Annotated in this window: 20 protein-coding genes; 14 read left to right on the forward strand and 6 right to left on the reverse strand. The window is 67.9% G+C overall.

Features of this window, described 5'->3' with window-relative positions; all coding sequences use genetic code 11:
* Nucleotides 1-2: 2 nt before the first annotated feature.
* Nucleotides 3-1,259 carry a two-component system sensor histidine kinase PhoR gene (gene phoR, locus ABT137_RS06190; RefSeq protein WP_351703225.1) on the reverse strand — a complete coding sequence of 419 codons (1,257 nt, stop codon included), beginning with the start codon at nt 1,257-1,259 and terminating at the stop codon, nt 3-5.
* A 222-nt stretch (nt 1,260-1,481) separates the two neighbouring features.
* Between phoR and phoU the strand changes: the two genes are divergently transcribed.
* The 3 genes from phoU to ABT137_RS06205 all read left to right on the forward strand — a co-directional run bounded on the left by phoU (nt 1,482) and on the right by ABT137_RS06205 (nt 2,873).
* Nucleotides 1,482-2,171, forward strand: a complete 690-nt coding sequence (phoU, locus tag ABT137_RS06195) for a phosphate signaling complex protein PhoU (protein WP_351703228.1) — start codon at nt 1,482-1,484, stop codon at nt 2,169-2,171.
* Between the two features lie 156 nt (nt 2,172-2,327).
* A complete protein-coding gene (locus ABT137_RS06200; protein ID WP_177233040.1) occupies nt 2,328-2,483 on the forward strand; it encodes a hypothetical protein in 156 nt (51 codons plus the stop codon).
* A 141-nt stretch (nt 2,484-2,624) separates the two neighbouring features.
* A complete protein-coding gene (locus tag ABT137_RS06205) occupies nt 2,625-2,873 on the forward strand; it encodes an SCO4226 family nickel-binding protein (protein ID WP_351703231.1) in 249 nt (82 codons plus the stop codon).
* An 80-nt stretch (nt 2,874-2,953) separates the two neighbouring features.
* Here the strand turns inward: ABT137_RS06205 and ABT137_RS06210 are convergent, their stop codons facing one another.
* Nucleotides 2,954-3,925 carry an alpha/beta fold hydrolase gene (locus ABT137_RS06210; RefSeq protein WP_351703234.1) on the reverse strand — a complete coding sequence of 324 codons (972 nt, stop codon included), beginning with the start codon at nt 3,923-3,925 and terminating at the stop codon, nt 2,954-2,956.
* A gap of 174 nt (nt 3,926-4,099) precedes the next feature.
* On the opposite strand from ABT137_RS06210, the gene ABT137_RS06215 reads away from it, so the two are divergent.
* Nucleotides 4,100-5,368 (forward strand): lanthionine synthetase LanC family protein, encoded by a 1,269-nt coding sequence (locus tag ABT137_RS06215; RefSeq protein ID WP_351703236.1) that lies wholly within the window; start codon nt 4,100-4,102, stop codon nt 5,366-5,368.
* A gap of 1 nt (nt 5,369) precedes the next feature.
* Here ABT137_RS06215 and ABT137_RS06220 read toward each other — a convergent pair whose 3' ends face one another.
* Nucleotides 5,370-5,735, reverse strand: coding sequence for a hypothetical protein (locus ABT137_RS06220; RefSeq protein ID WP_351703239.1), 366 nt, complete (start codon nt 5,733-5,735; stop codon nt 5,370-5,372).
* Between the two features lie 777 nt (nt 5,736-6,512).
* Here ABT137_RS06220 and ABT137_RS06225 point away from each other — a divergent pair.
* The 4 genes from ABT137_RS06225 to ABT137_RS06240 all read left to right on the forward strand — a co-directional run bounded on the left by ABT137_RS06225 (nt 6,513) and on the right by ABT137_RS06240 (nt 12,144).
* Nucleotides 6,513-8,768, forward strand: a complete 2,256-nt coding sequence (locus ABT137_RS06225; protein ID WP_351703242.1) for a protein kinase domain-containing protein — start codon at nt 6,513-6,515, stop codon at nt 8,766-8,768.
* Nucleotides 8,769-9,445: 677 nt separating this feature from the next.
* Complete coding sequence (locus ABT137_RS06230; protein ID WP_351703245.1) at nt 9,446-10,087, forward strand: HAD family hydrolase; 642 nt, start codon at nt 9,446-9,448, stop codon at nt 10,085-10,087.
* Between the two features lie 105 nt (nt 10,088-10,192).
* The gene (locus ABT137_RS06235; RefSeq protein WP_351703248.1) at nt 10,193-11,380 is read left to right on the forward strand and encodes a helix-turn-helix domain-containing protein; all 1,188 of its coding nucleotides are present in this window, start codon (nt 10,193-10,195) and stop codon (nt 11,378-11,380) included.
* Between the two features lie 146 nt (nt 11,381-11,526).
* Nucleotides 11,527-12,144, forward strand: a complete 618-nt coding sequence (locus ABT137_RS06240; RefSeq protein WP_351703251.1) for a DUF6415 family natural product biosynthesis protein — start codon at nt 11,527-11,529, stop codon at nt 12,142-12,144.
* A 270-nt stretch (nt 12,145-12,414) separates the two neighbouring features.
* Here ABT137_RS06240 and ABT137_RS06245 read toward each other — a convergent pair whose 3' ends face one another.
* Nucleotides 12,415-12,891 carry an ArsI/CadI family heavy metal resistance metalloenzyme gene (locus ABT137_RS06245; RefSeq protein WP_351703254.1) on the reverse strand — a complete coding sequence of 159 codons (477 nt, stop codon included), beginning with the start codon at nt 12,889-12,891 and terminating at the stop codon, nt 12,415-12,417.
* Nucleotides 12,892-12,970: 79 nt separating this feature from the next.
* Here ABT137_RS06245 and ABT137_RS06250 point away from each other — a divergent pair, with 79 nt between their 5' ends.
* From ABT137_RS06250 to ABT137_RS06265, 4 genes are read left to right on the forward strand one after another with little or no spacing between them, the layout of a single operon-like run.
* A complete protein-coding gene (locus ABT137_RS06250) occupies nt 12,971-13,351 on the forward strand; it encodes an ArsR/SmtB family transcription factor (protein WP_351703257.1) in 381 nt (126 codons plus the stop codon).
* Nucleotides 13,348-14,091 (forward strand): aquaporin, encoded by a 744-nt coding sequence (locus tag ABT137_RS06255; protein WP_351703260.1) that lies wholly within the window; start codon nt 13,348-13,350, stop codon nt 14,089-14,091. The genes ABT137_RS06250 and ABT137_RS06255 overlap by 4 nt, the downstream gene beginning before the upstream one ends.
* Before the next feature lie 29 nt (nt 14,092-14,120).
* Entirely contained in the window at nt 14,121-14,543 is a 423-nt protein-coding gene (locus ABT137_RS06260) for an arsenate reductase ArsC (RefSeq protein WP_351703263.1), read from the forward strand.
* Nucleotides 14,540-14,707 (forward strand): hypothetical protein, encoded by a 168-nt coding sequence (locus tag ABT137_RS06265; RefSeq protein WP_351703266.1) that lies wholly within the window; start codon nt 14,540-14,542, stop codon nt 14,705-14,707. Before ABT137_RS06260 ends, ABT137_RS06265 begins: the two co-directional genes overlap by 4 nt.
* Nucleotides 14,708-14,924: 217 nt before the next feature.
* Here the strand turns inward: ABT137_RS06265 and ABT137_RS06270 are convergent, their stop codons facing one another.
* Nucleotides 14,925-16,109: a CapA family protein gene (locus tag ABT137_RS06270; protein WP_351703269.1), complete on the reverse strand. Its 1,185-nt coding sequence runs from the start codon at nt 16,107-16,109 to the stop codon at nt 14,925-14,927.
* A 148-nt stretch (nt 16,110-16,257) separates the two neighbouring features.
* On the opposite strand from ABT137_RS06270, the gene ABT137_RS06275 reads away from it, so the two are divergent.
* Together ABT137_RS06275 and ABT137_RS06280 are read left to right on the forward strand one after the other, a co-directional pair.
* On the forward strand, nt 16,258-17,175 hold the full coding sequence (locus ABT137_RS06275; protein ID WP_351703272.1) for an ADP-ribosylglycohydrolase family protein: 918 nt from the start codon (nt 16,258-16,260) through the stop codon (nt 17,173-17,175).
* Nucleotides 17,176-17,244: 69 nt separating this feature from the next.
* Nucleotides 17,245-18,342, forward strand: a complete 1,098-nt coding sequence (locus ABT137_RS06280) for a barstar family protein (RefSeq protein WP_351703275.1) — start codon at nt 17,245-17,247, stop codon at nt 18,340-18,342.
* Nucleotides 18,343-18,474: 132 nt separating this feature from the next.
* Here the strand turns inward: ABT137_RS06280 and ABT137_RS06285 are convergent, their stop codons facing one another.
* The gene (locus ABT137_RS06285) at nt 18,475-19,236 is read right to left on the reverse strand and encodes a phosphoglyceromutase (protein WP_351703278.1); all 762 of its coding nucleotides are present in this window, start codon (nt 19,234-19,236) and stop codon (nt 18,475-18,477) included.
* Nucleotides 19,237-19,292 lie beyond the last annotated feature (56 nt).

Raw genomic sequence — 19,292 nt, forward strand, 5'->3', positions numbered from 1 at the left:
GGTCACGGAAGGACCTCCGGGGCGGGAAGCGGTTCGTACGGGGATGACTCGGTGGTACCGGCCTCGTCTTCGAGGTCGGGGTCGGGGTGCTGCGATGCGCGATCGCGGGCCACGCCCGCCTCCGGCAGCCTGAGGGTGAAAGTGGAGCCCTGGCCTTCGGCGCTCCACACCGTGACCTCCCCGCCGTGCGAGGCGACCACGTGCTTGACGATGGCGAGGCCGAGGCCGGTGCCACCGGTGGCCCGCGAGCGGGCCGGGTCGACGCGGTAGAAGCGCTCGAAGATGCGCTCCTTGTCCTTGTCGGTGATGCCGATGCCCTGGTCGGTCACGGCAAGCTCGATCATGTCGCCGCCGGTCGCGCTGATCCGGCGGGCGGCTATCCCGACCCGGGTGCGGGCCGGGGAGTAGTTCACGGCGTTCTCGACCAGGTTGCCGAGGGCGGCGGCGAGCTGGCCGCGGTTGCCCCAGACATGCAGGTCGGCGGTGCCGCCGGCGGCCATGGTGATCTGCTTGGTGCCGGCCTGGTGCCGGCACCGGTCGATCGCCTCGGCGACCAGTTCGTCGACCCGGACGGGCTCGGCGTCCTCCAGCGGGTCGTCGTTCTGCACTCTCGACAGATCGATGAGCTCCTGGACCAGGTTGGTCAGGCGCGTGGCCTCGATCTGCATGCGACCGGCGAAGCGCTGCACGGCCTCCGGATCGTCCGAGGCGTCCATGACGGCCTCGGAGAGCAGGGAGAGCGCGCCGACCGGGGTCTTCAGCTCGTGGCTGACATTCGCCACGAAGTCCCGTCGTACCGCCTCGATGCGGCGGGCCTCGGTGAGGTCCTCCACGAGGAGCAGCACGAGCCGGGAGCCCAGCGGCGCCACCCGCGCGGAGACGGCCAGGGCCTCGCCCCGTCCGGTCCCCCGCCTCGGGAGGTCCAGCTCGACCTGTCGTATCTCGCCGTCCCGCCGGGTGTCGCGAGCCATTCCGAGCATCGGCTCGATGGCGAGTTTGCCACCGCGCACGAGTCCGAGGGCGTACGCCGCCGAGCTCGCCTTGACGACCGTGTCGACCTCGTCGAGGACGACCGCGGAGGAGCGCAGCACGCTCAGTACGGTGTCCACGCCCGGGGGCAGTACGGGGTCGGTGTGCAGAGAAGTCCTGGTCGGTCGCTTCTGGTCGCGTTCGCTCCAGCGGAACGCCAGCATGGCGATGACACCGGTAAGCACCCCGGCGATCGCTGCCGCTGCGGCGACCGCCGCGTTCACGTCCATGCAAACAGGTTAAGCAGGGGGTACGACATCCCCACAGTCCGCGAGGTGTCAGCTCGAACACTCGTCGCCCAGAGTTCACCTTGGAGCCAGTATTGGTTCATTTGGGGTGGCAGAAACGGACGCGTAGGGACCGGAACGTGGGAGCGTGGGGTTCGCAGCTGGTTTCGGCCACGGGCCCCGGCCCCCGGAACCCCTGGACCACGCATACGAGAGGGAACCCTGATGCGGGACGCGTACCACGAGGAACTCGATTCGATCGGCGACAGCCTGGTCGACATGGCCCGACTGGTCGGATCGGCGATCGGACGCGCCACGACGGCGATCCTCGACGGCGACCTCAAGCTCGCCGAGAGCGTCATCGAGGCCGACCAGAAGGTGGACGAGCTCCACCACGACCTGGAGGCGCGCGCGATAGCCCTGCTCGCTCGCCAGCAGCCGGTGGCGACGGACCTGCGGATCGTCGTCACCTCGCTGCGCATGTCCGCCGACCTGGAGCGTTCCGGCGACCTCGCCCAGCACGTGGCGAAGCTGGCCCGGCTCCGCTACCCGGCCAATGCCATCCCCCACGACCTGCACGCCACCATCCTGGAGATGGGCCAGCTCGCGCAGCGCCTGATGGCGAAGGCCGCCGAGGTGATCATCACCAAGGACGTCGACCTGGCCCTCCAGCTGGAGCAGGACGACGACGAGATGGACCTGCTGCACCGCACGATCTTCCAGCACCTGCTGGACGACCGCTGGAAGCACGGCATCGAGACCGCCGTCGACGTGACCCTCCTCGGCCGCTACTACGAGCGGTACGCCGACCACGCGGTCGCCGTCGCCAAGCGCGTCGTCTTCCTGGTCACCGGCGAGCACGCGGACGAGCTGCAGCCCGACATCCAGCCGGTGACGGGCGCCGAGGGGGCGTAACCGCTCGGCCGGGCGGGGCTCGCGAGGTGCGGGGCGGGCGCGGGGTACCACCATGCGCCGCCGTGCGCTGTTGATGCGCCCAGTGAAATGGGCATGGAATGGGCAAAGGCACCACGCCCTGCATCCAGGGCACCTAGGGACCTCTAGGAGGGATCCATGGCCGAATCCCCCAGCACCACGCCCGACCCCACGCAGCAGCACGAGACCGACCAGCCCGCCGAGATCAAGAACCTGCTGGTCATCGGCGCCTGCGGCTGCGGCTCGGGCTGCGGCTGCGGCTGCCAGTCGGGCAGCCCCTGCCAGTGCGGCTGAGCGGACACGTCAGCACACGTCAACGCACGTCAGCTACGACGAAAGGGCCCCGGACCTCGGTCCGGGGCCCTTTCGCATGCCGGGCCGCGGCGGCGGGCGCAGCATGGAGGGGGGACCGACAAGGCGAAGGAGGCGGCAGCCATGCCGCAGTACATGGACGTCCACCACGGGATGAAGGGCATCACCGCCGACCAGCTGATGGAGGCCCACAAGGCCGACCTCGCCGTCGAGAAGGAGGAAGGCGTCCACTTCGAACGCGCCTGGGCCGACCCCGCCTCCGGCAAGGTCTACTGCCTCTCCGACGCACCCTCGGCCGAGGCGGTCAAACGCGTCCACGAACGCGCGGGCCATCCGGCGGACGAGATCCACCAGGTGCCGTTGTCGATCTGATGCATCCTGCAGGCTGCCCTGCAGGTGACCGCAAGTGCCCGCAGGTGACCGCAGGTATTTCGGGCTTCGGGCTTCGGGCGTCAGGCGGAGGGCAGCGCGGCGAGCCAGTCGACGAGCAGCCGGTTGACCTCGTCGGGCCGTTCCTGCTGGATCCAGTGCCCGCAGCCGTCGAGGATGTGGGAGGAGACCAGGCCCGGGAGGGTGACCGGGTACGCCTCGATGGCATCGGCCAGCCAGGTCGTGGAGGCGTCGAGGCCACCGCCGACGAACAGGGACGGCTGGGTGATCGGGGCACCGTCGTAGGCCGCGAGATCCTCCCAGTCGCGGTCCATGTTCCGGTACCGGTTGAGCGCCCCGGTCAGCCCGGTGCGCTCGAACTCCCCCGCGTAGACGTCGAGGTCCCGTTCACCGAGCCACGCGGGCAGCCGTCCGGCGGGAAACCGCTCCCGGAGCGTGCCCCCTCGGCCGACGAAGTGCGGGTCGGGGGCGCCGGGTCCGGGCATGGTGTCGCCGGACAGCGCGCCGTAGAACCCCGCGAGCCAGCCCCGCACATCGGGTTCGATCTCGGCCTCGGCACGCCCGGGCTCCTGGAAGTACGAGACGTAGAACTCCTCGTCCCCGCCGCTCATCCCCGCGAAGACGTCACTGGGCCGCGGCCCGCCACGCGGCGTGTACGGAACACTCAGCAGCCCCACGGCCCGGAACACCTCCGGCCTCAGCAGCGCGGAGTTCGCGGCGACGGCCGCACCCCAGTCGTGCCCGACGACCACCGCCGACTCCTCGCCGAGGGCCCGTACGACCTCGACGTTGTCCGCCACGAGCTCGACCATCCGGTACGCGTCCGGCGCGACCGGCGCGGACGAACGCCCGTACCCCCGCACGTCGACGGCGACCGCCCGGTACCCCGCCGCGGCGAGCACCGGCAGCTGATGCCGCCAGGAGTACCAGCACTCGGGAAACCCGTGCACGAGCAGCACGAGGGGCCCGTTCCCCTGCTCGACAAGATGAATCCGCCGTCCGGCCGCGAAGACCACCCGATGCTGCGCTGCCATACGTCCTCCTTGCACTTCTGAATCGCCGGTCTGCCGGCTTTCCTGCCGGCCCTCCACAGATCATGCGAAGCCACGGGTCAAGGCGCCGAGCCCGTTTGCCGATTCGGCAAACCAGGACCGTATGCGGCTCGTCGGCCCCTGGGCGCGCCGCGGCGATCATGCGAGAGTGGCCCCATGACGCCGGCACCGGAAGCGGTCGACGAGGTCGAGGAACTCGCGGTGGACGGGCTGCGCTGGCTGACCGGGGCGGCGCGGGAGACCCCCGAGGGCGGCCTGGCCTGGACCACGAAACCCTCGGCCGACACCCTCAACCCCACGCTCTACACCGGTACGGCCGGAATCGTCCCCGTACTCCTCGACGCATGGCGCCACTTCGACGACGACTCCTACGCCGACGCCGCCCTGCGCGCGGCCCGCAGCCTCGCGGACTCCGTCGACGGCATCGACGACGACTCCCTCTACTTCGGCCGTACCGGAATGGCGCTCGTCCTGCGGACCGTGCACGAGGAACTCGGCGACGCGGCCGCAGGCGCCGCCGCCGACCGGGCCTTGCACATCGTGCGGTCACGCTTCGACGGCACCCGCTGGGGCGAGCTGTTCGAACTGATGGGCGGCAACGCGGGAATCGGCCTCGGCGCCCTCCTGTCCGGCGACCCCGAACTGGCCGTCCTCGCCCTGGAGCCCTACCTCCACACGGCGGAACAGACTCCGGCCGGCGTCCACTGGCCCCACCGCACGGGTGTCGACGCTCGTCTGCACCACATCTCCCACGGCGCCCTCGGCATGGTCCTGGCGCTCGCCCGCGTCGGTGAGGCGACCGGACGGACGGACCTGCTCGAACTGGCCCTGGCCGGCGCCGCGGACGTCGTGTCGCGCGACGAAGCGGGGCCGGAGGGCTTCCTGGTACGGCACTCCACCCCTCAGTACCGCCCCGAGCTGGTCGAGCCGTTCAGCTACGGCTGGTGCCACGGTCCGGCCGGGGACGCGCAGGTCTTCCGGCTGCTGCGGGACATCACCGCCGCCCCGGCCTGGACCGCCCTCGCCGACCGCTGCTGGCACACCGTCACCCACTCCGGCCTGCCCGAGCGACTACGCCCCGGCTTCTGGGACAACAACGGCCGCTGCTGCGGCACCGCAGGCGTCCTCGCCCTGGCCTGCGACCGGATCGCCGAGCATCAGGACGGGTACGACTTCGCCCGCCTCCTCGTCACGGACCTCACCACCCGCGCGACCCGCGACAGCGACGGCGCCCGCTGGTCCAACATCGAGCACCGGGCCACCCCCACCACCCTCGAACCATGCACCGGCTGGGCCATGGGCAACGCGGGCATCGTCCGCGAACTCCTGCGCTTCACCCGCCTGCACCGCGAGAAGCCCACCCCCGGCTACACGTTCACCTGGCCGGACCACGCTCCACCCACGAGCCCTCCCCCGACGACGTGAACTAGGTGGTGGGCAGGTCCGTGGCCTTGACGACCGGGGCGGCGAACATGGCGCCAATGTTGTTCCACACGAAGCCCTCCTGCCAGTCCGGCTCGCCGGCCGCCCAGTCGCGGAGAGCCTGACAGGCCTTCTCCTGGGAGGCGGTCAGGGTTTGATAGTGCTCTGCGGGAACGCCGTCCCGGTACTCCAGTTGGTAGGTGTTGTCGTCGCGCAACAGCACCTGGATGTACCAGTCACCGTCACGCTCCTCGTCCTGCCGCTCAAGGATCATGTGGTCGCCCTGTCGTAGGTCGGCGAGCATCGTGTCCATCGCCTGCTTCGAGGGGCGCTTCACCACGTGGCCCCTATTGTTCGTCGCAATCAGCATGAGCAGAGCATGCCGGAAGGGTCTGACAGTGGCGGCACTCGGGAACTCCCGTGGCCGTGCCACCTGTTCCACACAGTCGTTCTTCTCGACCCGTGCCAACAGGCTGCTTCTTCTTGCCCTGGGTCTTGTCGGGGATCTTGGTGAGCTGGGTCTTGTCGGGGATCTTGGTGAGCTGGGTTTTTGCTGGTCGGGAGTGGCGGGCTCGTACACCTGGTGGTCGTCGTTGGTCGCCCTCGGCCGCTGTTGAGCAACCTCGGACGACCCAGGGACGGCCCAGCTTTGCTGTGCTCAATTGACGGCGGACTCCTTCGACGCGGCCTTTCTGAACCTCAGCCGACGACAGTCAGCCACGACGCCGAGGACGCGACCGACTACGACCGCGTATGCCTCGCAGCACCCCCACCAGCTTCAGCCACGCTGCCGGTGCCGTCGACCAGAGCAAGCCAGGACGACCGGCCGGTGACGACGGTACCGGCGCCCTCAGTTTGGGAAGCTCGGGTCGTCTGGCGATAGTTGTAGGGCCGACCAAGGTGATGGGCCCGGCCTCTGAGTCTGATCGACGGCGCATTGATGCCCGGTGTTCCTCGTACGTTCTGCCACAGGCGCCCTCCACCTACAGTGACAGCCAGCCCTCTGGCCGTGGCCGATGACTTACAAGGCCGCCCCTGGACCAGACTGTCCGTCGTTACGGAGCTTGCCTAGTCGAACTGCGCCAACTTCGGTGCAGACACAGACAGCTAGCCATAAGATGACGTGACGCGCGTCACAGGAGGGGTAATGGGGCTGGCACTTGCTTTGATTGTGGGAATTGACACCTATAAAGATCGCTGGCCGAAGCTTTCATGCTGCGCCCATGATGCCGACCAGGTTGCGGCTGTGCTTCAGATGCAAGAGTACGGATTCAACGTCACGCTCCTCCAGAATGAGCAAGCTACAAAGACAGACATCTTGCGGTGGCTGGTTGACGCCAAGAACTCTGGGGCCGACAAGATTCTGTTTTACTTTTCCGGCCACGGAGCTTCCACGGATCTCGGCCACTATCTCGTCACATACGACAACCGGGATTTGGACGAGGGCGTAGCGCTCCCTGACATTCTCCGAATCTTGGAGCCAAGCGAGACTCAGGATTCCCAGATTTTCGTGCTGCTCGACTGCTGCCATTCAGGCGGAGCACTGACCGGCACTGGCGGATCCGTCATCCGAGTCACGGATCTAAGAAATGCAGACATCCTGGAAGTGGTGCGACAGGTCGAATCATCTTCAGCCGTTGTAGCAGCATGCACGGAAAGCCAGACTGCCTGGGAAGTAAATAACCTCGGACATGGGATTTTTACCTACTACCTCCTTTATGCGCTGACTGGAGCTGCTGCAGATCACACGGGTAGCGTGACTGCTCATAGCATTTATGAGGTAATATCACGAGAAATGTCGAAGGGTAGCTCAGGCCATGACCAGCTTCCTGTTTTTGGGGGCCGGGTTCGTGGTCGCCTTTTGATTGGAAGTGGGTTTACGCCGGAACTCGGCCCTCCCCCTCCAGATTCAGAGTATGAGCGCTACGAGAGTGAGGCTCAAGACTTCCTAGACTCCTACAACAGGTTCAAGTCCAGTTTTGACATCAATTCTTGGCGTAGCGAGGGACACTACGCCTCATGTCGCCGGCTGGAAAAGATATCCAAGTGGTTCGACGAAAAGGACAGAATCCAAGGCCTCGCCACTCGCTCTCGATATAAGCAGGCTCGCGATACACTGACGCGTTACCAAACCGAACTCGGCCTGATCGAGGTCGACACCAGAATGAAGGAGGGTGTAGTCACCCAGCAGATCGGGGCTGGTGGATTTGGTTCGGTATGGAAAGTAGCCGATCTAGACACGGAGGAAAGCTTTTACGCCTATAAGGTTTACCATCCGCACGAACTCCATGACCGCGAGAAAGTAAAGCGGTTTCGGAACGGCTATGACGCCATGGAGTTGCTGGCGCATCCTCAAATCGTGAAGGTGCATCGTTACAGCGACTGCCCAACCGGCTTCGTGATGGATTATGTCAATGGTAGCAATTTGCGTGAATTGCAGCCAGGTACGTTCCTATCTCCAGCGGAAATTATTTCCATTTTGCTGAAGTCTGCAGAAGCTATTGAGCACGCACACCTGCACGGCGTGATCCACCGCGACATCAAGCCGGAGAACATCGTATGCCGGTATACCAACGAAGGAGAATACCTACCACACCTCACAGATTTCGATCTGGCCTGGTTTAGTACGCAAACCCAGAGGGCCACAAAGAGTGCAATGGGAGTAGTCTATTATGCCGCTCCTGAACAGTATATCGCATTCGACCCCAAGGCGGCTCACAGTAGAGAGCCCACCCTAGACGTTTTCTCATTCGGGCAGCTTCTCGCCTTCTGCTTCATCAATCGCGATCCGGATCCTCTCAACGTGGCAGGTAACGCAGAGAATCTCAATAATTCAATAAAGGGTTCTTGCTCGAACGAGTCGTCCTCGAAGCTTATGAGGCTGTACGAGGATTGCGTCCAATTCGACCCACGCCAGCGCGTTCAAGAGTTTTCTGAGATAGTTGGACGTCTAGGCGAGATTCACAACGAGCTCCAACATACGGAGCTGGATGCCAAAATCACGACAGCACAGTACTCCAAAGAGCTTGCCTTCCAGATCACTCGAAAAGCACAAAGGCAGGAGGAGATTACATCGTTCCTTAGTGCATCGGGCGCCTGGGAAGCTTCCATTGAATGGCGGGAGAAGCTTGCGGGTCGCGAGTATAGGCCCTTGCTAGTGTTGCGCCTCACTCCGACCAGGCGTGTTTCGCTGGAGAATGTTTCAAACGACAGGATGCGCAGAATTCTCAATAGGCGAGTGGATCAGGCTATACAGGATTACAGGAGCAGAGCCGCCCGTCATCCCGGTCAGCGTGGAGCCTATGAAGTCTTTGTGGAGTGGTTTCCAGAGCGGATGATTCGCAGTGACACCCTGGACCTCGCTGAAATGCTTCGCCGAGTGTTTCAGGCCCTTGAGAGTTAGGTCTTACTTCCCCGTTCACGTAGGCGGAGCGGCCTTAAAATAGAGCTGTTTTGGCGCGAGTGACCATGGTCCCGTAAGTCTTTGTCCCGTCGGGTAAGCTGTAAACCTGCCCGGTAAAGCGCGCCATTGGGGCCATGATCTACGAAGCCTCTCCCAAAGTGGCTAGCTAACTGGTCCTTCTCTATCTATTCCTGCGCTCGATCTGCTTTTAGCAAAGTCTGGGATCGGGCGAGTTGGGCGACGTCGGGGCATGAAAGAAGGGCCTCTTGATAGCTCGCGGTTGTCGAGTCCAGCGAAAAGCAAGAGGCCCTATTGTCAGATGTCGTGCGCACATGGTTACCGGGTCCAGTCCGACCACTTGCGAGTGTGACTGTCTCGCCCACAGGTTCGGGAACACGACCGACCGGAGGTCGGCCCCGGTACGGCTCGCACATGAACGATATTAAGTGGGCGCTCGAACCAGTAGAGAAAGTTGCAACTCACCGGCTGGGAGGGGTCCGGCGGACTTTCGGTCGTGGTTTCGGTCTGTCGCCGGTACGCAGGCTCCGCGCGCAGTTTCGGTTCAGGCGGCGTGGCACAGGGCCCAGTCGGTTCCCAGAGACGAGGTATTTGTCGGGGCTCCGGACGGCAATGCGCCTGGCACCTCGCGCTCGGGACGAGGCCGTAGGCTTCCGGGGATGATTGAGACCGTCGTGCTCGACGTAGGCGAGACCATCACCCGCGACGACAGGTACTGGTGTGCGTGGGCCGACTGGCTCGGGGTCCCGCGTCATACCCTTTCCGCTCTCGTCGGTGCCGTTGTCACGCAGGGGCGTGACAACGCTGATGCCCTGCGGCTCGTCCGCCCTGGTATCGATGTCGCCGCGGAATACCGCGCTCGGGAGGCGGCGGGACGCGGTGAGGTTCTCGACGAGACAGATCTGTACGACGACGTCCGCCCCGCCCTCACTGAGCTTCGCAGACTTGGGGTCCGGGTCGTCATCGCCGGGAATCAGACCTCCCGTGCCGGTGAGTTGCTTCGCGGACTTGCTCTGCCTGCCGATCTGATCGTGACGTCGGGGGACTGGGGGGCGGCCAAGCCGCAACCGGAGTTCTTCGAGCGGGTGCTGGAGGTGGCGCGGGCGCGGCCGGAAGCGACGTTGTACGTCGGGGATCACCCGGTCAACGACATCTTCCCGGCGAAGGCTGCTGGGTTGAGGGCGGCGCACATCAGGCGTGGGCCCTGGGGGCATCTGTGGGCGGACGATCCGAGGGTGGTGGCTGCGGCGGACTGGCGGATCGACACGCTCGGTCAGCTCGCGTCGATCGTCGTCGGCTGAGGGCGATGCGACGGCCGGCGGGCGCCGGCTGGGGCCCGTTTCCGTCCACGCTCCGTCCTCACAGCGTTACGGTTCGGAGCGACGGCCAGGAGAACGGGAGCTCGCATGTCCACACTTCCCCACGGCGGTTTAGGCCGACGTATCGCCTACTACCGAAGCGTCGTACGCCCGAAAATGACGCAGAAACGGCTCGCCGATGTCGCGTGCGTCTCCCTCGGCACCATCCGCAAGATCGAGCGTGGTGAGCGCGGTGTCACCGACTCCACCCTTGAGGCCATCGCGGACGCCCTCGGCGTCGATCCCAGTCGGCTCCGCTCCGATCGTGGCCCTGCCCACACCGCCGTGCACGACGCGCTGCCCGCGCTGTCGGCCGTGATCGCCGCCTACGACGTTCCCGACGACAGACCGATCCGTCCCCTCCACGAGCTACACGCAGCCGTCGCGGAAGCCGTGCGCTGGCGGCTGGCCGCCCAGTACACGCGCATCGTGCGGAAGGTCCCCAAGCTGCTCGGCGAACTGGCCCGCGCGTACCACCAGGCCGCCCCGCACGAGCAGCGGGAGCTGGCCGCACTCCTGGTCAGTGCCTACCGCTCGGCGGACGCCGTCGCCTACAAATTCGGTGCCCGCGATCTGTCGGCACGCCTGGTCGAACTCATGCGATGGGCCGTTGCCGAGGCCGACGATCCGCTGCTCGCATCCTCCGTCGCCTACGTGCGGACGGAGACGTTCTTCGCCGCCCGTGCCCATACGTCCGGGCTGCGCGCCCTGCAACTGGCTCTGGACGCGGCGCCCGCCCCTGACACACCGCTCCAGGCGGCTATGCGGGGTGCACTTCACATGCGGGCAGCGGTCATCGCCGGCCGCGCCCGTGATGCTTCGGCTGCGTGGGCTCATCTCGCGGATGCCCGCGCGCTGGCCGACCAGGTATCGGAAGGCGTGTACTACGGCACCGCGTTCGGGCCCGATTCCGTCCGCATCCACGAGGTGTCGCTCGCCGTCAGTCTCGGAGACGAGCATGTCGGCCGGGCCCTGGCCATCGGCCATGCGTGGGAGCCGCCCGAGGGCCTTCCGGCCGAGCGGCGCAGCGGCTTCTACATCGAACTCGCCCGCGCCCAGCTCTGGTCCGGGCGTACGGACCATGCTTTCGAGTCGCTGAAGGCCGCCCGCCGGATCGCCCCGCAGCACACCCGCGAACACCCCTGGGTCCGCGAAGACGCCGCCACACTCCGCCGGTTGAAGCGCGCGGACTCCGAGAGCCTCACGAACTTCGCCGAGTGGTGCGCCGCCACCTGAGCAAACCACGCGGAGTACTCCGCGAAGTACCCCTCGCCGGGGTACTTGTGCGCCTTGCCTGCCCCCACTCTGTCCGCACGCCCAGGAACCGACGGACGGAACGGGATGCCATGCAAGCCACAGCCCCCGCAGAGCCCCAGAGCAGGATGACGATGCGCGTGTACCGGGTGAACCGCGAAGGCACGGTCGTCGAGGATCGCGGAACCGTAAGCGTCAGGCACGGCCGACAACCGGCACCGGACACGCCATTGCCGCCATGCACCTGCCGACGCTGCCGGGGCAGCCGGTCCGCCCCGAGTGAAGGGGCCGCACTCGGCACCGTCTCGATGCGCGTCGCGGCGACCTGGCTCCTTGATCAGCCCACGCCGATGGGCCGCGAGACCGTGAAGCTTTTCGCCGAGGACTTCCGCCGGTTCCTATGGCTCTTGATCCCTCGCGTCGAACGACTCGCGAGCGGCCGCCCCAAGGACGACGTGCCCGCACAGGTTGCCCTTGCAGGTGTCGGCGAAGCGCGTCGGCGACTCGCCGCGCTCGACGACACGGGTCGGCTTGACGAGATCACGCGGGTCAAGCTGCTGGCCCGCTCCGTCCTCGGCCTGTGCGATCACTTCGACGTGTTCACCGGCATCACCGTCTGTCTGGTCTGCGACCGGCCGATCGACCACAGTCAGGGATGGGTGCCGTACGACTCGCTCAGTCCCGTGATCAGTTCAGGGCCGGGCCGCGTCCATGCCCGGTGCACGAGCCCGGAGCACCGCCGCTGACTCTCGTGGGGCCGGACATGAGCGCCGTACCTGACCACCGCACGACCCTCGGCGGTGGCGCCCCGGTGGGCATACCCACGCCCGGCTACGGGCGCTGGATCGTCCCGTCCGTCGAGATGTGGGCGGCGTGACGAGGCCGGTTGCTTCCACGAAGCCTCCAGACGCGCCACGGCTGATCGTCGCAGGCTACTGGAGCTCAGGCTTTCTGTGAGTGGTCGCCGGATCGACCTGGGGCGGGGCGGACGGGGCCGGACGGTCAGACCGTCTGGCTCACTGCCCGCAGGCACATCCGGCGGCCGCGGGCGCGGTCTCCTCGGCGGCCTGGCCGGTGCAGCAGCCGTCACCGGTCGCGGCCGGGTCGGCGCTCTTACCGAGCGTGTCGGCGTCGGCCTTGACCACGTAGACCTCCCACGGCTCCCTGCCGGGCCCGTGCACCCACACCTTGTCCTGGAGGGCGTAGCAGCAGGACGTGTCGTTCTCCTCGAAGGTGGCGAGGCCGGCGTCCTTGAGCCGAGTGGTGGCGGCGCTGACCTGGTCGGTGGACTCGACCTCGACGCCGAGGTGGTCGAGCCGGGTCTCCTCGCCGGGGCCGCCCTCGATCAGGACGAGCTTGAGCGGGGGCTCGGTGATGGCGAAGTTGGCGTATCCCTCGCGCCGCTTGGCCGGTTCGGTGCCGAACAGCTTCGAGTAGAAGGTGATCGACGCTTCGAGGTCGCTGACACGCAGGGCGAGTTGAGCGCGGGACATGGCTGGGCTCCCATCGGCTTGCATTGACGTCTGTCGATTCAAGCTTGCGTCCTGGATCGAAGACTGTCAACATAGACGTATGTCGAAGCAAGAGCTTGTGGTTCTCGGACAGAGCGACGAGAACGGCGCGTGCTGCCCCGGTCTGGTGACCGCGCCGCTGGACGAGGACCAGGCGGCCGAGCTGGCCAAGCTGTTCAAGGCGCTGGGTGACCCGGTACGCCTGCGGCTGCTGTCGATGATCGCGTCGCAGGCGGGCGGTGAGGTCTGCGTCTGCGACCTGACTCCGGCCTTCGACCTGTCCCAGCCGACGATCTCGCACCACCTCAAGCTGCTGCGGCAGGCCGGTCTGATCGACTGCGAGCGACGGGGCACGTGGGTCTACTACTGGGCGCTGCCCGCCACCCTCGACCGGCTCGCCGCCTTCCTGAAGACGTCGCAGGCCGCCGAGGCGACCGCGTGAGCGTCCCGCTGAGCCGCCGCGTCGTCGCCGAGGCGGTGGGGTCGGCCGCCCTGGTCGCGGTGGTCGTCGGCTCCGGCATCCAGGCCACCGAGCTGACCCATGACGTCGGCGTACAGCTGCTCGCCAACTCGCTGGCCACGGTCTTCGGCCTCGGTGTGCTGATCGTGCTCCTGGGCCCGGTCTCCGGAGCCCACTTCAATCCCGTCGTCACCCTCGCCGCCTGGGCCACCGGCCGCCGCACCGGGGACGGACCGGCCGCGCGAGAGGTCGCCGCGTACATACCGGCCCAGGTCGCCGGAGCTGTCGCGGGCGCGATGCTGGCCGACGCGATGTTCGGCAAGCCGCTCGTGCAGTGGTCCACCCACGACCGCTCCGCCGGTCACCTCTGGCTGGGCGAACTCGTCGCGACCGCCGGCCTCATCCTGCTGATCTTCGGCCTGGCCCGCACCGGTCAGGCCCGCTACGCACCCGTGGCCGTGGCCTCTTACATCGGCGCCGCGTACTGGTTCACGTCGTCCACCTCGTTCGCGAACCCCGCGGTCACCATCGGCCGGACCTTCACCGACACGTTCGCCGGGATCGCCCCCGCCTCCCTCGGCCCGTTCATCGCGGCCCAACTGGTGGGCGCCGCAGTGGGGCTGGGCCTGGTGGTCGCGGTCTTCGGACGGCCGGCACCCGCACCGGCCGCCCCCGCCGGCCTCCAGGCCGAACCCGAACTCGCCGCCCCCACACTCCCCTGACCCATCCTTCGCCAGAAAGCGCACTCCCCATGAACACCCCTGTTGAACAGCCGTCGGTGCTCTTCGTCTGTGTCCACAACGCCGGGCGCTCCCAGATGGCCGCCGCGTTCCTCACCCACCTCGCCGGCGACCGCGTGCAGGTGCGCTCCGCCGGATCGGCACCCGCCGCGACGGTCAACCCGGCCGTCGTCGAAGCCATGGCAGAGGTCGGCATCGACGTCTCGGCCGAGGTCCCCAAGGTGCTCACCGTCGAGGCCGTGCAAGCCTCCGACGTCGTCATCACGATGGGCTGCGGCGACACCTGCCCGGTCTTCCCCGGCAAGCGCTACCTCGACTGGGAGCTCCAGGACCCGGCCGGGCAGGGCGTCGATGCCGTACGGCCCATCCGCGACGAGATCGAGAAGCGCATCCGCGGCCTGATCGACGAGATCGCCCCGACGGCCGGCGCATGAACGTCCCGCCCGGCGTGCCCATCACGGCCATGGGCCCCGCGCATGCCGCCGAGAGCCTGGCGGTCTACCCACTCGGTATCGACGAGGGCAACGCCACCTTCGAGACGACCGCACCCACCTGGGAACACCAGCCACAGCCCCCGCAGAACCCCAGAGCAGGATGACGATGCGCGTGTACCGGGTGAACCGCGAAGGCACGGTCGTCGCGGATCGCGGAACCGTGAGCATCCGGCACGGCCGACAACCGGCCGAGCCGCGTCCATGCCCGGTGCGCGGGCCCGGAGCACCGCCGCTGACTCTCGTGGGGCCGGACATGAGCGCCGTACCTGACCACCGCACGCCCCTGGGCGGTGGCGCTCTGGTGGGCACAGCCACGCCCGGCTACGGGCGCTGGATCGTCCCGTCCGCCGAAATGAGGGCGGCGTGTGAGCCGAAGTCCTCCTCCGACATGGTGGAGACAAGGTCGATCGCCTCGCCGCCCGGCTCCGGTGTGCCGGGCTCCACGATCTGGGTGGGGCGCAGGCGCCCGGACAGGTAGGTGCCGTCGGCGCCGAGGGTGACGTGCAGTACGCCGCTGGTCGAGAGGGTGCCGCCGAGGCCGAGCACCTTGTAGCCGGAGAAGTTCCCCAGGCTGTAGGCGATCAGACGGCCCTTGTAGAACTCCATCCCCCGCATCACGTGCGGGCCGCTGCCCACGACGAGGTCGGCGCCGGCGTCGATCACCGCGCGGCTGAAGCGGTAGCTGTCGCCGCGGTCCTCGCCGAGGAAGTACTCGGTGCCGGGTTCCACGTGGGTGCGGTCCGAGCCCTCCGCGCCGGCATGCATCGTGACGATCACGATGTCCGCCATCGCTGCGGCGCGGGCGGTGAGTCGCTGTGCGGCTGGGATGTCCGTGAGGTCGTTCGCCCCTCGGTCGGGAGCGAACCCGATCAGTGCGACCCTGATGCCGCGTACCCGCTGGACGGTGATCTGGCCCAGGCGGCCGGTGAACGGCAGGTTCACGGAGCGCAGCGCGGCGAACGTGTCGCGCCGCCCCTCCGCCCCAAAGTCGTCGATGTGGTTGTTCGCGGTGTTCAGGACCGTGAACCCGGCCTTCTTCAACCAGCGGCCGTAGGACGGCGGGGCGTGGAACGCGAAGCAGTTCGGGCCCTCGATGTAGTCGCACTTGCTGTCACCGCCGGTGGTGAGCGTGCCCTCCAGGTTCCCGAGCACCACGTCGCCGGTGAGCAGGTCGTCGACGGGGTCGAAGAACGAGGCGCCGTCATCCGGTGGCAGGTCGTCCGGCAGCGAGCCCATGACGATGTCTCCCACGGCGGCGATCCGCACGTTGCCGACAGGGTGGTGCGGCGGCCCCGGTCGCCCGGACGCAGGGGTCCCGGCCGTCCGTCGGGGGGTCTGGGCGGAGCCGGTGGACGCCGCGTCCTCGGGGTCGGCGCGGAATGCGAACGCCGCAGCAACCGCCACGACGACGGCCCCGACCAGACCGAGGGCGAACGGGCGGTGCCGACGCACCGGCTTCTGCCGCTCGCGCCGCGGCCGGGGGCGTCCTCCGACAAACCTGATCATTTGCTCATGCTACGAAGCGGACGCCCCTCCTTGACGGAGGGTCATCGGCTGGCGTGTTCCGGAGGGGGAGGCGGCAGACGGCCCACTTCTTCCTGCGCGCGCTGAAATCGGAGCGCCGGGGACGCCGTCGCCTTGTGATACTGCTCCGATGATCAACCTGCCTACCGCTGCGCTGGACTCGTTGTCCGGGCTCGCCTTCGGTGATGCCTTCGGTGACCGCTGGTTCGGCATCCTGCGCCACGAAGGCCAGGCAGCCCTGGAGGCACGGATCCTGCCCCCGGAGCCGCTGTGGCGGTGGAGCGACGACACCGCCCAGGCACTCGTTCTCGTCCGGGAACTCGCCGCGGGCGGCGGCACCGTCGACCAGGACCGCCTCGCCCTGCGCCTCGCCGAGGCCTACGCCGACGACACGCACCGCGGCTACGGAGCCTCGATGCACGACGTGCTCCGCCGGATCGGCGCGGGTGAGCCCTGGCAGGAGGTGGTCGCCGGACAATTCGGCGGCCAGGGCTCCTGGGGCAACGGCGCGGCCATGCGCGTCGCCCCGCTGGGCGCCTGGCACGCCGCCGACCTCGACGCCGTCGCCGAGCAGGCCGCCCGCCAGAGCGTGGTCTCGCATCACCACCCGGAGGCGGTCGCCGGGGCGGTGGCGGTAGCCCTCGCCGCGGCGCTGGCAACGCGCAGCCGGGGCGGGCCCGCGCCGGCACGCCCGGACTTCCTCCAGGCGGTCGCCGCACAACTCCCCGACAGCGACGTCCGGTCAGGAGTGCGGGTCGCGGCCCGGATGTCGGCACGTACCTCGGTTCGGCACGCCGCGGAGGTCCTGGGCTCCGGCTACCGGATGTCCGGACCCGACACCGTCCCCTACGCCCTCTGGTGCGCGGCCGGACACCTTGACGACCTGCACGAGGGCCTGTGGTTCACGATCGCCGGGCGCGGGGACATCGACACCACCTGCGCTATCGCGGGCGGGGTGATCGCCGCTCGTACGGGCGTCACCGCTCTCCCGCCCGCCTGGCACACAGCCCGTGAACCGCTGCCGCCTGTGCAGACGCCACGTTACTGAGCGCGGAAGCGGCTTGAAGCCCCTTGACCGACAGGGAAAATGACTTCGCCGCAAGAGCCTGGTCTGGGCATGATTGCCAGCGTGCGTGGGGGCAGAGAGGATCGCGGGCACGGGCGGTACGCGCTGACCGAGACGGAGCACGGCTACGTCTGGGGCGTGTGCGACGCAGTGGACGGCCTCTTCGGGGAGCCTCGGCGCGGGACGTACGAACTGTTCGGCTGGGTGGCGGACGGCGTCGATGTACGGGGCTGGGTCGGCAGCCGGGTATGGCTGGTGCCGGACGACGACTCACTCGATCCCTGGCTGCTGGAGGACGCGAAGAGCCCAGGGCAGCTCTCGGGGGCGGACAGTCTTGTGCTCGACGGCCTGGACGACTACGAAGGTCCGCCCGAGGGGCACACGGGTGTTGTCCGAGTACACGACGGGCACCGCTGGCTCGGCTCCTGCGAGGAATTCGTCCGCGTCCTGCCGGCCGAACACGTAGCGCCCCCACTCGTCCTACGGGGGCTCGCTCCGGGTGATCAGCTGCGGACCGCATTGATGAAGGGCACCCGGCGGGCGCTGGACCTGGAGGAGGCTGCCCTGGAGATACATGACGACCAGGGCGAGCCGCTCACCGATCGGCTGCTGTGGACCAAAGTCAGCGCTTGGCGCCCATCCTCCTGCACGACAGATCTGATCGACCTGGAGCTCGACGGAGAGCTCTTCACACCCGTTCCCGACCACGCCCGGCCCATCTGGGAGCGGTGGCTCGTCGGGCCGCCGGACCGCCTGGGTGCCTGGGTGGGCCTCGACACCCGGCGCCGCGGGGCCTGGCTCGATCTCGTCCGCGAGCGGGCCTGCCGACGCTCCCACCGCGACCGGCCGGCCGGGCACGCCTACGAACTCGACGGTCGGCACATCACCGACGAACCAGGCCTCTACCTGGCGCTCGGCGAGTCGGTGAACGGGCCGGGTGGCTACTTCGGCGGTTGTCCGGCCGCCCTCGACGACTGTCTGGGCGGCACCTTCGGTTACACCGCCCCCGCAACCCTGCTCTGGCGCGACGCCGCGACCGCACGCGAGTACCTGTCGCAGGCCATGACACCAGAGGGCCGCTCCTACGACCTCTTCGCCGAGGTCCTGAGTGTCCTGACCGAGGGCGGCATGCACGTCACCCTGGCGTGAGGCGCTGCTGATCACGGCCTGGACGTTCAACCGCACGGAAGTCCGAATCACCCTCTTCGGCACAGTCGGCCACAGCGCCGAAAACCCCCTACCGGGGACAAAACCGCTGGTAGGGGGCTTGATCAGTCAGGGTTACTTCTTCTTGCCCTGGTTCTTGACCGCCTCGATGGCCGCGGCCGCCGCGTCCGGGTCGAGGTACTGGCCGCCCGGGGTCACCGGCTTGAAGTCGGCGTCGAGTTCGTAGGCGAGGGGGATGCCCGTGGGGATGTTCAGGCCGGCGATGTCGGCGTCCGAGATGCCGTCCAGGTGCTTGACCAGGGCGCGCAGGCTGTTGCCGTGGGCGGCGACGAGGACCGTGCGGCCGGCCAGGAGGTCGGGGACGATGCCGTCGTACCAGTAGGGGAGCATGCGGACGACGACGTCCTTGAGGCACTCCGTGCGCGGGCGCAGCTCCGGGGGGATGGAGGCGTAGCGGGGGTCGGCGGCCTGGGAGAACTCCGAGTCGTCGGCGAGCGGCGGGGGCGGGGTGTCGTACGAGCGGCGCCAGAGCATGAACTGCTCCTCGCCGAACTCGGCCAGCGTCGCCGCCTTGTCCTTGCCCTGGAGGGCGCCGTAGTGGCGCTCGTTCAGGCGCCAGCTGCGGTGGACCGGGATCCAGTGGCGGTCGGCGGCTTCGAGGGCGAGCTGCGCCGTGCGGATCGCTCGCTTCTGGAGGGACGTGTGGACCACGTCGGGGAGCAGGTCGGCGTCCTTCAGGAGTTCACCGCCGCGGACTGCCTCCTTCTCGCCCTTCTCGTTGAGGTTGACGTCCACCCAGCCGGTGAACAGGTTCTTCGCGTTCCACTCGCTCTCGCCGTGACGGAGGAGGATCAGCTTGTACGGTGCGTCGGCCATGGGTCAGAGCGTAATCCACGGATTCGGGGCGGCGGGCGGGCGCCCGCGGGGCGTCC

Source organism: Streptomyces sp. NPDC001980 (assembly GCF_040296885.1).
GTDB lineage: Bacteria > Actinomycetota > Actinomycetes > Streptomycetales > Streptomycetaceae > Streptomyces.